Origin of the sequence: Planotetraspora mira (assembly GCF_016863275.1) — a bacterium.
Lineage (GTDB): Bacteria > Actinomycetota > Actinomycetes > Streptosporangiales > Streptosporangiaceae > Planotetraspora > Planotetraspora mira.
In genome coordinates this window covers 33736-49137 of sequence record NZ_BOOO01000040.1, presented here as the reverse complement: position 1 = coordinate 49137, position 15402 = coordinate 33736, and the positions used below count along the sequence as shown (strand labels likewise).

Sequence of the window (15402 nt, the reverse complement as noted above, 5' to 3'; positions counted from 1 at the left end):
CCGTCATGAACACGCCGCAGCGTCTTAGGCGCCGGTGAGCGCCTGTGCGGGGATGGCGCCGTTGACGCGGGTGCCACGGCCGGGTCTGGAGTGGATGTGTGCCTGGCCGCCCAGGGCGGATAGTCGGTCGTCGATGTTGGCGAGGCCGGTGCCGGCGAGCGTGCGGGTGGGATCGAAGCCGATGCCGTTGTCGCCGACTTGGAAGCAGAGCCGGCTGTCGTCGGCGGTGAGGTCGATGGTGATGGTGGTGGCGCTGCTGTGGCGGATGGCGTTCTGGATGGCTTCGAGGCAGCAGAAGTAGGCCGCTGCCTCTATGGCGCGGGGGTAGCGGTCGACCCCTCGCGCGGTGACCGATACGGAAACGGGCAGGTCGCGGGCATGGGCGCGTAACGCGGCGGTAAGCCCTGCCTGTTCGAGCAGGGGCGGGTGGAGTCCGCGGGCGAGGGCGCGGAGTGATCGCACGGCTGCGTCGACATCGTTGCCGATGTCGTCGAGCTCGGTCGTGAGCCGGAGGGTGTCGCTGTCTCGGTCGAGATGGGCGCGCAGTGTGGCGAGGCGTATCCGTAGGGAGATGAGGCGGGTTTGGGCGCCGTCGTGGATGTCGCGTTCGAGTCCGCGGCGTGCGTGGTCGTGGGCTTCGACGAGGCGTCGGCGTGATGCCTGCAGTTCGTCGAGTTGGGCCTGGAGTTGGGTGGTGAGCCGGTCGTTGCGCAGGACGATGCCGAGGGTGTGGGCGACGTCGTTGAGCAGTTGCGGCGCGTCGGGGACGAGGTCGGCCCGCGCGGTCGCGTAGAGGCGTACCTCGCCGAAGGTCTCGCCCTGGTGCTGCACGGCGGCCCGAAGTACCGGCAGTTGGGAAGCGGCCGCGGTATCCGTCGATGGGGGATACGGGTCGGCCGCGAGGTGTACTTCGGCTCGCGCGGCCCCGGTGCTGCGCACGAGCAGCCCGGTCACCTCGGCCAGGACGTCGGCCGCGGAGGCCGCGTTGGCGTGGGCGGCCAGGCGCGACATCACCTCGGTGCGGTCGGCGCTTCGGCGGAAGATCAGCTGGTCGACCAGCTTCCGGGTCCGCCGGCGGGCGGGCTCGACGAGCAGCGCCGCGGCGGCCGCGGCGGCCAGCGTCAGCAGTCGGCTGTCGACGCGCTGGCCGACCAGGCTGGTCGCGCCGATCAGGACTGTGGCACAGACTGCGGCGACCAGCAACGAGACTACGGCAGCCACCGCTGCGCGGCCGAGTACTGGTTCCAGGTCGTGCAGGCGGTATCGGGCCACCGCGAGGGCGTAGCCGACGATCAACAGATTGAAGCTGACGAGGATGGCGGGGATCCATATGTGCTGCCAGGGGTAGGTGAGGACGGCGATGGCCGCGAACCCGATGGCGGTCACGCCCGCCACCCGGAACGGTTGCCGCTGTGTGCCGCCCGCCCGCCGCCACCGCCGCAGGAGGCTGCCGATGCTGGCGGCGACCGCGACGGCGACCAGCAGTCCTCCCGGGGCGAGCAGGATACGCACGATGGCCGGCGCCCCCTCTGGAGTGGTCCAGCCGGCCGTCGGCCACCTGTCGATGGCGAATGCCACCATGAGCAGACCCCCGCCCGTGGTGGCTGCCCCCACGATGGGCCGCCAGGCCCGGCCGGAGAGCGTGCCGTCGGGGAAGGCGAGCAGTAGGACGGTGGCGGCCAGCACGGGGGCCGGCACCCACAACCAGCCGGTCACCCACAGAGGGATCGCCGCGGCCGGCGGTAGATCCGCGGGTGCCAGCCCTTCCGCGATCTGGGTCACCGGTGCCGTGAACCCGGCCGCCACCAGTTCCATGTCGGCCCACACCGAGACCACCGTATGCAGTACTTGGATGACGCCGATGGCGACTAGAACCCACCCTGCGATGTTGCGCTGCTGCCGGCGCAGCACCAAGCGGCCCATCCACAGCAACACGACCGCCGACGGCCCGTTCTGGAACAGGAAAAGCCCGTACTGCACCTCGACCGACCGCTGCCGCAGCAGCATCGCGGTGAACGCCGCCACCACCACGGCCGTACCGGCCACCGCGACAGCGGTCACCGCCCGCAGCCACCGCACGTCGCGCTGCTCCATCCCCCGAGTATCGGCGCTCGCGCGTCGGTCTGATAGAGGAGCCGACCGCACCATCGGGGTACGGCTGGCCGCACCAACGGTTGGTCGGTCAGCCCCGCTGGTCGGCCCGTCCTGCGGCGGCGAGGCTGATGGACATGGGCACTACACACAAGGAGCAACCATGAGCATCGATGTCTCAGGCATCCTGAGCCCGGCCGCGTCCCGCGTTTTCGGCCTGGCCACGGTCGCCGGCCCCCTGCTGCTGCTCGGCAGCACCATCGCCTTCCTCACCGAGAACGGCATCAACGATGGGGTCGTCGGCGGGATGATCGGCATCTGGTCGACCTTCGCGCTGGCGATCGCGTTCGTCGGCATCTACCGGATGGTCGAACCGAGGGCACCCCGCATCGGGCCGATCTTCGGCGCCATCGCCGTCATCGGCTTCACCGCCGGTGCCCTGTTCAACCTTCAGGCCATGTACCTGGCCGTGTACGGAAAGGACCTGCTCGCCGACGTCATGGAGGGCGCGCTGCCGGACGTCTCGGCGGTCACCTTCTTCGCCTTCCTCCCGTGGGGCTGGCTCGTCCCGGTCTCGTTGGTCGCCACCGGGATCCTGCTCTGGCGTACCCGCATGGTGTCGACCTGGTCCGCGGCGCTGCTCGTGCTCGGCGGAGTCCTGTTCATCGCCTCCCGCCCAGCCCGCATCGAATCTCTGGCCGTCGCCTGCGACATCGCCCTGGTACTCGCCCTCGTGCCGATCGGCTGGTCCATGCTCGCCCGCCGTCGCACCGTCGCCGACGTGCTCCCAGCAGCATCGGACGCCTGAACACCGTTGGCGACGACGCCTCCACCATCGGCAGGCTGACCCTCATGGCCTGGATGCGCGCTTCGCCGCGCTAGGCCTGGCTTTCAGCCGCCGATGTTCGGGCTCGGAGCTGGCTGGGGTTTCATCTACGGGACGGCAAGGGAAAGGATTTCCCGTTCCCGGGCTTCACCTCCGCTCGGTCACATCGCGCCTCGTGGTGCACTACAGCAACCGATACAAGCAACATCGCCTTACTCGATCACACGATCGCGGGAATCGTTTCCGGATTCGCGACAGAAATTCCGGCAACCCCGCCCTCCCCGGTTCCGGAAAACTCTTTCTCCGGAACGACCAAACCGAGAGAAACTGTCGCGAAGCCGAGTCTGAAAAGGCTGGCGGAATGCGTTCGGACGACGCACCATGGATTTCGCCGCCGGTCGCCGAGGAGACGGCATGACAATGTCATCAGATGATCCCCGACTGGTCGTCATCCATCCGTCGCAGCTTGCGGGTACGGTGCTTCCTGTGAGCCCCGGACGGCGGTCGCTCGGCCGAGGGCAGGCTGCCGATCTACGGCTCGACGATCCTTATCTCAGTTTCATCCACGCCGCGCTGAGCCAGACGGGCGGCCAGACCAGTGTTGAGGACCTGGGATCGCGCAACGGCACGTCGGTCAACGGCGAACCGGTACGGCGGCCCCGGGTCCTGCACGACGGCGACGTGGTCCAGTTCGGCATGGTCCGCGCACGGTACGAGGTGCCTGGGAGCACCGGCATGATCCCGCCCGCCCGGCCCGCGCAGGAGCCGCCGGTCCGCTTCGACATCGACCGGCAGGCAGGCGGCCAGATCAACAACGTGGGCCGCGACCAGTACAACCACTATCCCCAGCAGCGGGAGAGCTTCCTCAGGGAGGTCGCGGCGGCTCGCACCCGTTCTCTGCGGTTGATCTGGCTGAGCCTAGCGCTGACGTTCAGCGGAGGCTTGGTCTACCTCTGGGGGACACACCTTGAAGATCAGGCCGTGAGGATCGCCGCCGATGCGTCCATTGAAGGTTGGGACTCCCTTAGGACTTCAGGGCCTGACCATATACCGGACATACCGGACCTCGGCAAGGGCTACGGCCCTGCAATCGAGGCGATGAGAAACGCATCGTCGGTCGAGAGGATCGGGTACGTCATCGTGGCGGTCGGCGTAATGCTCTTCTTGCTTGCATTGATCATGCACATCATCGCCGCCGCGCGTGGCAAGAAAGTGGACAGCGACCCACGGCACAGCTGGAACTCGGTTCAGCGCGGATGAGTCGGAGGACGGAATTGACTTTCAATATCGGCAACCAGCAGGCCGTCAACATCAACAACGTGGGCGGCGACCAGACCATCCAGGGCGGCCAGCAGGGCACGTTCCTCGGCGGGGAGCCCAGTGAGTGGGCCGCGTCGCTGGTAACCCGGCTCCATGCCCTCGGTCTGCCGTCCGAAGCGGCCGAGGCAGAGGCCGTACAGACCGAACTGGACCGCGCACGACCCGATCGTCAGAGCATCGCAACCCGCCTGGCCCGGCTGACCGAGGCCCTGACCTCGGCGGGGGCGATCGCCGCGATGGGGGAGTCCTTGCGCGGGCCGCTGATGGCTCTGGCGGGCTGGCTGGGGGCGCTCGGAGCTCCCATCCTGCACATGCTCGCGGATTGAGTCCAATACCAGCGAGGTGCCATCGCGGATGACGCGGGTCGTGCCGATTCGAGACGGTTTTCAGCATTTAGCCGAACTGCTCGGTATCAAAGTAGCGGGCCTTAGGAATTGGCCGGGCAAGTTCGTTCGCAATGCTTATCTTGCCCGTGCCGAATGTCCCGTTCAGGGGCCGAACTTCAATGCTGTCGGGGACTCGTCTCCGCGCGAACGCGCACCTACCCGCATTGAGGCTCTGGCTGCGTAGCCAGTCGGCGAGGGCGAGCAGGGAGACGGTCAGCGTGGGCTCGGTTGGGAACGCTGCGGAGATCGTGTCGAGCACCTCGAATGGTTCCCCGTCCGCCCAGATCGGCTCGTTCTCTACTGTCTCGTTGGCTAGAGCGTCCGCGATGAGCTTCGAGTATTTCGGACCCGTGAGCTTCGGGAGGATGGGCCTTGAAAGCGATATTTCCGTGGCCACGAGGAATTCGATGTTGGGCCAGAAGTTGCTTCAGCCGTTGCCCCTGGATCATTGCCATAGAGCTTCATCTATTCTGAGCGTCGAGGTGTCGAATCAAATTTCGGCACGCTCCCTGAACCGCGCGTTTGGTCTAACCGCATCTCGCATCACGGGGTTTCCATACGAAACTGCCGGCCCCCTGCTATCGGGGATCCCGGCAGTGGCTCGGACCGGATTCACATCGGCAAGCGATGGCGGGCTTACGAAGATACAGGTCAGTCGCTGTCACGGAGGCGGCTTCAACTCCTGCGCCGCTGGGCGCACGAAAGACGTTCAGCGTCACCTGCGCAAGATGGCTCCTGACCTGTGCTGCGGTGCTGAGTGAAGTTCCAAGCACGCCAATGGCGCTGCGCGACCATTGGGCCTTCACGGTCGAGTCTCGGTGGCCGGCGCTTTCCCTGAATGTGTTTGCGCTGCGATTAGAGAAGGTTCGTGAGAGAGGCGACAGCCGTTTGCAGGACGGGTGCGAAGGTGAGCAACTCCTCGCGGGGCAGGAGAAAGGCGACCGTCGAGATGCTGACGCCGCCGACGACGGCACCGGTGCGGTCGAAGACGGGGGCGCCGATGCACCGTATGGTCTTCTCGTTCTCCTCGTTGTCGATGGAATAGCCCTGTTCGCGGATTTGCGCCAGCTCTACGGACAGCCGCTTGAGGTCGGTGATCGTCTCGGACGTCTTCGCGGGCATTCCCGCACTGGCGACGATGGACACCAGTTCGTCCTCCGGCAGGTGCGCCAGGATGCATTTCCCGATGGCCGTGCAGTGCAGGGGCAGGCGCATGCCGACGCGGGAGGCCATCCGGTAGGGCTGGTCGGCCTCGACTTTGTGGACGTAGACGGCGTGGTCGCCGCTGTGCAGCGCGAGGTGGACGGTCTGGCGCACATCCCGGGAGAGCCGGGTGAGGACGTCGCCGATGCCGGTTGCGCTGGCGGCCTTGACCTCCTCGGCGAGGGCGAGCATGCGGGGGCCCGCGCGGTAGCTGCCGCCGCCCTCACTGGTGATGAAGCCGAGGTCGGTGAGTGTCGCGAGGATGCGATGCACGCTGGCTTTCGGCACGCCTGATTCGACGCAGATATCGGCGAGTCGGCGCGGTCCCTGTCCTGCGACGGCGGCCTCCAGCACGTTGAGCGTCTTGGTCACCGCGTTGCCAGCCGATGAAGCCCGGCCGCTGTGACGCACGTTTTCGGCTGGTTCGTAACCCATTGACAGCCCCTTTCCTTCCGTTTTACTGTGCTGACAATTCCACCATACGAAGTGTGATTCTACATAGTGGAACGACCGGCAAGGAGCTATACGTTGACAAATCCGTTGACCGACGGACGAGCTTTACCTGTTCACAACCCTGGGAGCGGCGCCGTGCTGGGCGAGATGCCGGTCGCGACCGAGGACGAGGCGCGCGCGGCGGTCCGGACGGCCCAGGACGCCCGGACCGCGATGGCCGCGACCCCCTCGCACGAGCGGGCACGGCTGTTGGCCAAGGTCGCAGACGGGATCGAGGCGCGGGCCGAGGAACTGGCCCGGGATCTGGCCGCCGAGAACGGGAAGCCGATCCGGCAAACCCGCGAGGAGATCGCAGCCGCGGTCCGGATCTTCCGCGGGTTCGCCGGGGAGGCGACCCGGATCTTCGGCCGGCAGATCCCGCTGGACGCCGTCCCCGGTCTTGAGAACCACTTGGCGGTAACGGTCCGGGAGCCGATCGGGGTGGTCGCGGCGATCGTCCCGTTCAACTACCCGGTCGAGCTGTGGGCGCACAAGGCCGCAGCGGCATTGGCGGCGGGCAACGCGGTGATCGTGAAGCCGCCGGAGAAGTGTCCGCTCACGTTGATGGAGATCGGCCGGATCGTCGAGGCGGCCGGGTTCCCCGAGGCGGCGCACCAGATCGTCCCCGGCGGCCCGGAGCTGGCGCGGTTCCTCGCGTCGGCCGACGGCGTGCAGATGATCAGCCTTACCGGCAGCACCGCCGCGGGCAAGGCCCTGGCCGAGCTCGCCGCCGGGACACTCAAGCGGACCCATCTGGAACTCGGCGGCAACGACGCGCTGATCGTGTGTGCGGACGCCGACGTGGAGCGTGCCGCCGAGGCCGTCGTGCTCGGGCGGCTGGCGCGCGGCAACGGACAGATCTGCTGCGCCGTCAAGCGCGTCTACGTCGAGGACGGTGTGTACGACGCGTTCGCTGAGGCCCTGGAAGCGCAGGCCGGAAAGCTGGTCGTGGGCGACCAACTGGACGAGGCCACCGACGTCGGCCCGCTGATCACGGAGCCTGCCGCCGTCGCCGTGGACCAGGCGATTCGGGCAGCCGTAAATGACGGCGCACGCGTCGTGGTCGGCGGACCCCGGGACGGGGCGTTCGTGCCGCCGACCGTGCTGGTGGACGTCGCACCACATGCGGAGGCCGTGGCCGAGGAGATCTTCGGGCCCGTCGCACCGCTTTTGCGGGTGACCGACGCCATGGAGGCGGTGCGACTGGCCAACGAGTCCGCCTACGGGCTACAGGCGGCGATCTTCACAAGGGACATCGGACGGGCCTTCTCGGTGGCCCGGCGCCTCCAGGTCGGGGGCGTCGTGATCAACGGCTCCACGGCACTGCGCGCGGAGAACCTTCCGTTCGGCGGCGTGAAGCTGACCGGCGGAGCCCGCGAGGGACTGCACGACACTCTGCTCGACATGACCGAGCAGAAGACCATCATCGTCATGGACGGCCTGGCATGAAGCTGGAACTGCGGGGCGTCCGCAAGAGATACGGCGGCGTCGAGGTCCTGCACGGCGTCGACCTGACCGCCGAGGGCGGGCGGGTTCTCGCCATCGCGGGCGCGAACGGCGCGGGCAAGTCGACCCTGATCAAGGTGCTGGCGGGGGCCGTGCCGCTGGACGACGGAGAGATCCTGCTGGACGGCGAGCCGCTCACCCTGCGCGGCCCCGAGGACGCGCAGGGTCTGGGGTTCCGGACCGTCTACCAGGAGCTCAGCCTCGTGCCCCAGATGACGGTGACAGAGAACGTGTTGCTGGGGGCGCTGCCCACCAAACGCGGCCTGGTCGACTGGTCGGCGGCGCACGCGCGGGTGCGGGCGCTGCTGGAGGAGATCGGGTTCGCCGACATCGATCCGCGCGTGCGTGCCGGCAGGCTGTCGGTCGCGCGCCAGCAGATGGTGGAAATCGCCAAGGCGCTGGCGGTCGAGCCGCGGATGCTCGTGCTGGACGAGCCGTCCGCCGTGCTGGCAGGCACCGACCTCGACCGGCTTTTCGACCTGATTCGCAGGCTGCGGGAGCGTGGCGTCGCGATCCTGTACGTCTCGCACCGGCTGGCCGAGGTGATGGAGATCTCCGACTCGATCACCGTCATCAAGGACGGCCGCGTGGTGGATACGCTCACCCCGGCCCGCACCAGTGAGGACGAGATCATCGCGTTGATGGCCGGGCGCCGGCTGGAGCAGATCTACCCGGACCGGGTGCCCGAGCCTGGCAAGCCGTTGCTCAGCGTGCGGGGCCTGAGCCGGGACGGAGTGTTCGACGACGTTTCGTTCGATCTGGCAGCGGGCGAGATCGTCGGCATGTTCGGACTGGTCGGCAGCGGCCGCAGTGAGGTCGCTCGGTGCGTGTTCGGCGCCGACCGGCCGACGTCCGGGACGGTTGAGCTGGACGGCGCCGTTACGCGGTTCCGCACACCCGGCGACGCCATCGGCGCCGGGGTGGCGCTTGTCACCGAGGACCGCAAGCACAGCGGGCTCGTCCTCGGCATGGACGTCACCGACAACACGACGTTCGCGACGATGGCCCGGATCTCACGCGCGGGCCTGCTGGACACCAGGCGGCGGGCCGCGAACGTTCAGGACATGATCGAGCGGCTGGGCATCCACCCGCCACGTCCGGAGATGCCGGTCCGCCATCTCAGCGGCGGCAACCAGCAGAAGGTCGTGCTGGCCAAGTGGCTCCTGACGCGGCCGCGGGTGCTGATCCTGGACGAGCCGACCCGCGGGGTCGACATGGCCACCCGGGTCGACATCTACCGCATGATCGACGAGCTGACCCGGGAGGGGGTCGCGATCCTGTTGATCTCCTCCGACCTGACCGAGGTCCTCGGCGCCACGGATCGCGTGCTGGTGATGCGCGGCGGACGGCTCGTCGCCGAGGTCGGCTCGGCGGATACGACCGAGGACGAGGTCCTCGCGCATTCGGTGGGAGTCGCGGCATGACGGAGCAGCAGACATCAGCGGTGCTGGACACGGTTTCGGGTGAGGCGGCGGGGGTCACGGCACCGGCGTCCGCCCGGTGGCGCGCGGCCGTCCCGTCGCCGACCGTCCTGGTGCTGATCGGCGCCGCGGTCGCGATCGTCGTGGTAGCGGGCGTCACCAATGACTCGTTCCTCACCGAGGGGAACATGACCAACCTGCTCCGGCAGATGGTCTCCACCGGACTGCTCGCCCTCGGCATGCTGCTGGTGATCCTCACCGGAGGGATCGACCTGTCGGTCGGATCCGTGGTCGCGCTGACGGGCATCATGTCGGCCGGCCTGGTGAGCGGGCTGCCGTTGCCGCTGGCGATCCTCGTGGCGATCGTCGTCGGCGTGCTGTGCGGAACGGTCAACGGCGTCATGGTCGCGCGGTTCTCGCTGGCCCCGTTCGTGGTGACCCTCGCGTCCATGACGACGTTCCGGGGCCTCACCTACGTCTACTCCAAGACCCCGATCACCCCGACTTCGCCGGACTTCCTGACTCTCGGCTCGCAGAATGTCGGCCCGATCCCGATCGCGGCGATCATCACGCTGGTGATGTTCGCGCTGGGCTGGGTCCTGATCAACCGGACGTCGGCGGGCCGGGCGCTGCTCGGCATCGGCGGCAACCGGGAGGCGGTGCGGCTCGCGGGCGTCAAGGTGCAGCGTCACCTGGTGCTCGCGTACGCGCTGTCCGGGTTGTGCGCCGCGGTCGCGGGCGTCATCCTCGCCTCCCGGGTCGGCATCGCGCAGCCGAGCGTCGGCCAGGGCTTCGAACTCGACGCCATCGCCGCCTGCGTGATCGGCGGAGCCAGCCTGTCGGGCGGACGCGGCACCATCGGCGGCACCCTCGCAGGTGTCGTTCTGCTCGGGCTCATCGACAACCTGCTCAGCCTCTACGACGTGCAGAGCTACTGGCAGCAGGTGCTGAAGGGGCTCATCATCGCGGTCGCGATCCTCGTGCGCCGAGGCGAACGGCAGAACACCTGACTCCTCCGCCGCACCGGTCCCTCACACTCTCCTCTCTTACGCCCTCATCCCCGTCGCCTCGTTCGCCATGTCGTGAGGCGTCCAATCCCCCCGAAGGAAGAACCATGAAGAAGATCGCCGGTTGTGCCCTCGTGAGTGCGCTCGCATTGTCGCTCGCAGCGTGCGGAGGCTCCGATGGCAGCGGAGGTGACAGCGGCGGAGGCGCCGCGAAGAAGACCCTGACCATCGGCATTGCGAACTACAGCCTCCAGGCGCCGTATTTCATCGCGATGGCCAAGGCCATCGAGACCGAGGCCAAGACCTACAGCAACGTCAAGGTGATCAGCACGGATGCGCAGGGGGACGCGGCCAAGCTGACCACGAACGTCAACGACCTGCTCACCCAGAAGGTGGACGGGATCATCATCTCCGGCGGCCCGCTGAACGCCGCGCCCGCCGCGATGAACGCCATCGAGCAGAAGAAGGTCCCGTCGATCCTGGTGGACCGCAAGTTCGCCGGCGGCCAGTACACCAGCTGGATCGGCCCCAACAACACCCAGATCGGACAGGGCGACGGCCAGTACATCGCCGACCGGCTGAAGGGCAACGGCACTCTCGCCGTCATCACGGGCGGCCCGGCCGACAACACCATCGGTCTGGACCGGACGAACGGCCTGCTCGGCGTGGTCAAGCAGTCGCCCGGCATCACGGTCGTGACCGCCCCGGACTTCGGGGGGTGGAGCTCCGACGGAGGCCTGAAGGTGATGGAGAACCTCCTCGCCAAGAACAAGCACATCGACGCGGTGTTCTGTGAGAACGACGCGATGTGCCTCGGCGCGCAGAAGGCGATCTCTGACGCCGGGCGGACCAGCGAGATGTTCCTCGTCGCGGCCGACGGCCAGAAGGAGGCGTTGGCCGCCATCAAGAGCGGCTCGAACTACGCCGCCACCGCGGTCAACAACGCCGACACGATCGGCCGCGCGGGCCTGGACCGGATGATGGCCGTGCTCGCGGGGGCCGAGCCGAGCAAGGACACCCCGTTGGAGGCCCCGCTGGTCACCGGGGACAACGTGGACCGGTACAGCAACCCGGACAGCATCTTCTGATCCGCTCGCCGCTGTGCCGTACCGAATCGGGAGTGAGGAAGCCGGCGTGATCCAAGACAACACCGATCCCGCGAGCAGCGAAGGGACGCCCGTCCTCGTCGCTGTGGGCGAGGGGCTGCTGGAGGTGGGAGTGCGTGACGACCTTCCCTCCGACTACCTCGGCCGGGGTATCGGCGGGGACGTCGCCAACGTGGCCGTCATGGCGGCCCGGATGGGCACCCGAGCCAGGTTGCTGACTCGCCTTGGCGCGGACACCCCGGGCCGCCTGCTGCTGGACTTCTGGCGGCGTGCGCACCTGGACGTCGACCGGGTCGCCGTCGATCCGTCCGCTCCCACCGGGCTGTACGTCAATGCGGTGCGGCACGGAGGGCACACCTTCGACTACTACCGGTCCGGCTCGGCGGCGACGCGGCTCAGCGCGGCGGACGTGGACGAGCGCCTGCTGGACGGCGCCGGGGCGCTGCACGTCAGCGGGATCTCGCTGGCGATCTCCGGCAGTGCCGCCCGGGCCGCCGAGCGGGCGGCCGAACTGGCTCGCGACAGTGGCGTCACGGTGACCTTCTGCGTCAACCACCGCCCGATGCTGCGCCCCGACACCGACCAGAACCTCGCGTTCGCCCGCGCCGCCGACATCGTGATCCTGTCCAGTGAGGACGCCCGCGCGATGCTCGACACGGACCGTCCCGACCGGATCAGGGCCGCGCTGGGGGAGGGGCCGCAGGAGATCGTGCTGACCGACGGCCCGGCCGGGGCGGTGGTGCTGACCGACGGTGAGATCCATCGCGTCGCTGCGCCACAGGTGGTGGTCGTCGACACGGCGGGGGCCGGCGACGCGCTGGCCGGCGCCTACCTGTCCGGACGGCTCGCCGGTACGGCGCCGCCCGACGCGCTCGAACTGGCCGTGATCGCTGGGGCGCTGTCGTGCCGGTGGGCCGGCTGCGCCAGGTCCTATCCGAGCGCGGAGGAGGTGATGCGGGTGCGGGCGGGCGCGTCCCCGGACGTCGAGCCACAGCCCTCCTCCAGCGAATCCGCCTGACCGCCGCAGCGTCCTCCGTCCACCGGCCGCCCGTCTACCCAACTGTCGGCTCTGATCCGTATCCCCTAGGTCGAACTTCTTCAGCGGAAGTGCTCGGCTCCGGTGCCTGCCAGGTCTGGGCGACGCCCTGCCGTCGTGATTCCCGCCCACTCCACACAAGGACAGACGCGGACATCAGTCCACATTCCGAAGAAGTCGGCTGAAAAAGCCACCGGAGCCCGGTCTGCACACCGGGCTCCGGGACCACCCCTCATAGGAGAGGACTACATGAACACGCAGTTTAACCGGACGCGCCCACGTGGCGCTGCCCTCGCCGTGGCGCTGGCCTTGACCACGGTGGGCGGCGCGGTCGTGTCGCTGCCCCAGCCGGTATTGGCCCAGTCCCAGCACTCGGCGCAGCCGTCTCTGCGCGTCAGCAAGGTGTCCTCGGTCGACGACAAGTCGATCGACATCACCTTCAACAAGGCGCTGGGGTCGGACATCCTGCAGTTCTCCGCAGCCAACCTGGCGTACGCGGCGCAGTACATCAAGGTCAGCGGCGGCGTCGCCGGCGGCGCGGACGCGGCGCTCGACGGCCGGCCGCTCTCGCAGGTCGCGGGCACGACCGTCCGTCCCGTGGACACCCCTGACCATCGGACGCTGAGGGTGGTGCTGGGCGCCGGCGCCACGCTGGAGGGCCACACCTACGAGCTGTGGTTCGACGGCGGGAGCGACAAGCTCGGCGACCTGTTCTTCCGATCCGCGGACGGCGGCGTGCTGCCCGGCTCGTCGACGAAGCAGTCCAAGTTCCGCGGCACCACCCAGGACGCCGCGCTCGCAAGCGTCTCGTCCGCCCAGCAGGTGGACTCGCGCACGGTGGACGTCACGTTCGCCGGGACGGTCTGGTCGGGGATGCCGACCGGCGCCTACACCGGATCGGACATCACGCTCACGAGCGGCGACTCGTCCGTCCACCCGGTGTACGTGGAAAGCCTCACCGGGACCAACCAGCGCAGATACCGGCTGTACTTCGGCGCCGACCTGAACACCGACGCCTCGTACCAGTTGACTCTCGGCACCCGCCTGAAACTGACCACGAACGCGGGATCGGCCACCGCCGACGTCGGCGCGACCGTCGCGGGCGGCGGAGGCGCCTACGCGGCTCCGGGGATCGCCGGTGCCGAGGTCGGGGAGTCCGGCGACAGGATCGAGATCCGGTTCAACCATCGGATCGCCAAGGCCGGCGACCTGGCGGTGAAGGAGACCAAGACCGGCGTGAGCGGCACCAACGTCACTGCCGACCAGGTCCGCGGACTGCTGCGCTTCACCGGCCTCACCACCACCTCGGGCAAGGACGTGAACCAGGCGCTGCGCGACGACGCGGCGTACTTCTCCGACGCGTCCACCCTCGTGATCAAGCTGGACAGCGGGCAGACCTTCAAGGCCGGCGCGCGCGGCTCGGTGGCGCTCGCCCAGGGGGCTGTCACCGACGTCACCGGCACCGCCAGCACGGGCACCGCGTCCGTGTCCGTCCAGGCCCCGAGGCACTTCACCTCGCCGGGTGCCGGCTTCAACTCGAACGGCCCGGATTACCTCAAGGTCGACACGCACGCCACCACCGTCTTCGAGCGCTACGACTACAAGGTCAGCGACGACGGTGTGTCCGTCCGGTCGGACGGCGTGGCCAACAAGGTGGTCGGGCAGACCATCAAGACCATCGAGGTGGAGAACAAGTACATCAAGGCGACGTTCGCGCCCAGCTACGGCGGCCGTCTCCTCTCGATCATCTACAAGCCGACCGGGCACGATCTGCTGTACACCAACCCCGTCGGCACCCCGTACGGGTTCTCCAGCGCGGCGCCCGGGACCCCCGGCAACTCGCCGTTCTACCAGAACTGGCTCATGGTGTACGGCGGTGTGTTCCCGACGCTCACCGAAGCCGAGCACGGCAAGTACTGGAATGTGCCGTGGGACTACAAGATCGACCAGCGTGACGGCAGGTTCTCGCTGACCATGACCAAGACCGACGACGTCGACTACCCGTTCAAGCCGTCCAAGTACGTGCACGGCGCCACCGGCATCAAGACGTCCGTCACCTACTCCGTGGACGCGGGCAAGCCGACCGTCGACATGGCGGTCAGCCTGAACAACCCGAACGCGGAGGACAAGCAGTTCGAGTACTGGACGTGCACGACGCTCGCGCCGGGCGCCCCGTCGAACTCGGGATCCCCGACGATGTCGGTCGTCTCGCCGGTCAAGACGGTCTACCGCGACCCGGGCTACAAGTGGATGGAGAGCGTCGAACAGCCTGCCGGACCCGCCGGCTCCGGCCTGCTCAAGCTGGACAAGCTCAAGCAGATGTCCAACTGGACCAACTCGGGCATCGCCTACGGCCAGGACCTGGCCACCATGCAGCAGGGCAACTGGTGGGGCGTCGTCAACCATGAGAACGACGAGGGCGTCATCCGGGTCGGCGACAACACCAAGACCCCCGGCATGAAGTTCTGGGAGTGGGGCCAGAACGGCTCCTTCGACACCAACGTCTACAGCAAGGGCAACTCGGCCCGCCCCTACATCGAGTTGTGGGCCGGCGCGTCCTTGAAGTTCTTCACCCCCGCCACGCTCAAGGCCGGGCAGACCCTGTCGTGGACGGAGACGTTCCTGCCGACGATGGACCTCGGCGACGTCACCAACGCGAACACCGACGGCGCCGCGGACGTCAAGGTGGACGCGTCGGGCAACGTCACCAGCAGGCTGTTCTCGACCAAGATCGGGCAGCGGCTGCACGCGACCCTGGTCGACGCCGCGACCGGCAAGACGCTGGACAAGAGCGCCTTCACCGGGACGGTGAACACCGCGGTCAAGCTCAAGGGCAAGGTCGCGCCAGGCGCCCAGGCCCGCCTCGTACTCACCGACGCCAAGGGCGCCACCCTGCTCACGGCCGAGTCCGGCACCTGATCGCAGTCGCCCGCCGGCGCGATCCGCGGCGGGCGACGCATCGTCTGAATCTATGCCGTCACCAGGGTGAACAGCGCCGACCAGATCGG

General features: G+C 68.3%; 12 protein-coding genes. 9 read left to right on the top strand and 3 right to left on the bottom strand.

What is annotated here, in order from left to right; all coding sequences use genetic code 11:
- Positions 1 to 24 precede the first annotated feature (24 nt).
- A complete protein-coding gene (locus Pmi06nite_RS33855) occupies positions 25 to 2094 on the bottom strand; it encodes a sensor histidine kinase (RefSeq protein ID WP_203957261.1) in 2070 nt (689 codons plus the stop codon).
- A gap of 160 nt (positions 2095 to 2254) precedes the next feature.
- Between Pmi06nite_RS33855 and Pmi06nite_RS33850 the strand changes: the two genes are divergently transcribed.
- The 3 genes from Pmi06nite_RS33850 (at position 2255) to Pmi06nite_RS33840 (ending at position 4563) form a co-directional block, all read left to right on the top strand.
- Entirely contained in the window at positions 2255 to 2899 is a 645-nt protein-coding gene (locus Pmi06nite_RS33850) for a hypothetical protein (protein ID WP_203957260.1), read from the top strand.
- A gap of 399 nt (positions 2900 to 3298) precedes the next feature.
- Positions 3299 to 4177: an FHA domain-containing protein gene (locus Pmi06nite_RS33845; RefSeq protein ID WP_239114386.1), complete on the top strand. Its 879-nt coding sequence runs from the start codon at positions 3299 to 3301 to the stop codon at positions 4175 to 4177.
- Positions 4178 to 4191: 14 nt separating this feature from the next.
- Positions 4192 to 4563, top strand: coding sequence for a hypothetical protein (locus Pmi06nite_RS33840; RefSeq protein WP_203957259.1), 372 nt, complete (start codon positions 4192 to 4194; stop codon positions 4561 to 4563).
- 67 nt (positions 4564 to 4630) lie between these two features.
- Here the strand turns inward: Pmi06nite_RS33840 and Pmi06nite_RS33835 are convergent, their stop codons facing one another.
- Together Pmi06nite_RS33835 and Pmi06nite_RS33830 are read right to left on the bottom strand one after the other, a co-directional pair.
- Positions 4631 to 5020 carry a hypothetical protein gene (locus Pmi06nite_RS33835; RefSeq protein WP_203957258.1) on the bottom strand — a complete coding sequence of 130 codons (390 nt, stop codon included), beginning with the start codon at positions 5018 to 5020 and terminating at the stop codon, positions 4631 to 4633.
- A 458-nt stretch (positions 5021 to 5478) separates the two neighbouring features.
- On the bottom strand, positions 5479 to 6198 hold the full coding sequence (locus tag Pmi06nite_RS33830; RefSeq protein WP_203957257.1) for an IclR family transcriptional regulator: 720 nt from the start codon (positions 6196 to 6198) through the stop codon (positions 5479 to 5481).
- Between the two features lie 129 nt (positions 6199 to 6327).
- On the opposite strand from Pmi06nite_RS33830, the gene Pmi06nite_RS33825 reads away from it, so the two are divergent.
- The 6 genes from Pmi06nite_RS33825 to Pmi06nite_RS33800 all read left to right on the top strand — a co-directional run bounded on the left by Pmi06nite_RS33825 (position 6328) and on the right by Pmi06nite_RS33800 (position 15313).
- A complete protein-coding gene (locus tag Pmi06nite_RS33825) occupies positions 6328 to 7767 on the top strand; it encodes an aldehyde dehydrogenase family protein (protein WP_275409630.1) in 1440 nt (479 codons plus the stop codon).
- Positions 7764 to 9248, top strand: a complete 1485-nt coding sequence (locus Pmi06nite_RS33820) for a sugar ABC transporter ATP-binding protein (RefSeq protein WP_203957255.1) — start codon at positions 7764 to 7766, stop codon at positions 9246 to 9248. Before Pmi06nite_RS33825 ends, Pmi06nite_RS33820 begins: the two co-directional genes overlap by 4 nt.
- Positions 9245 to 10255 carry an ABC transporter permease gene (locus Pmi06nite_RS33815; RefSeq protein WP_203957254.1) on the top strand — a complete coding sequence of 337 codons (1011 nt, stop codon included), beginning with the start codon at positions 9245 to 9247 and terminating at the stop codon, positions 10253 to 10255. The genes Pmi06nite_RS33820 and Pmi06nite_RS33815 overlap by 4 nt, the downstream gene beginning before the upstream one ends.
- A 104-nt stretch (positions 10256 to 10359) precedes the next feature.
- Positions 10360 to 11340: a substrate-binding domain-containing protein gene (locus tag Pmi06nite_RS33810; protein WP_203957253.1), complete on the top strand. Its 981-nt coding sequence runs from the start codon at positions 10360 to 10362 to the stop codon at positions 11338 to 11340.
- Positions 11341 to 11386: 46 nt separating this feature from the next.
- A complete protein-coding gene (locus Pmi06nite_RS33805) occupies positions 11387 to 12376 on the top strand; it encodes a sugar kinase (RefSeq protein ID WP_203957252.1) in 990 nt (329 codons plus the stop codon).
- Between the two features lie 267 nt (positions 12377 to 12643).
- Positions 12644 to 15313 carry a DUF5107 domain-containing protein gene (locus Pmi06nite_RS33800; protein WP_203957251.1) on the top strand — a complete coding sequence of 890 codons (2670 nt, stop codon included), beginning with the start codon at positions 12644 to 12646 and terminating at the stop codon, positions 15311 to 15313.
- Positions 15314 to 15402 lie beyond the last annotated feature (89 nt).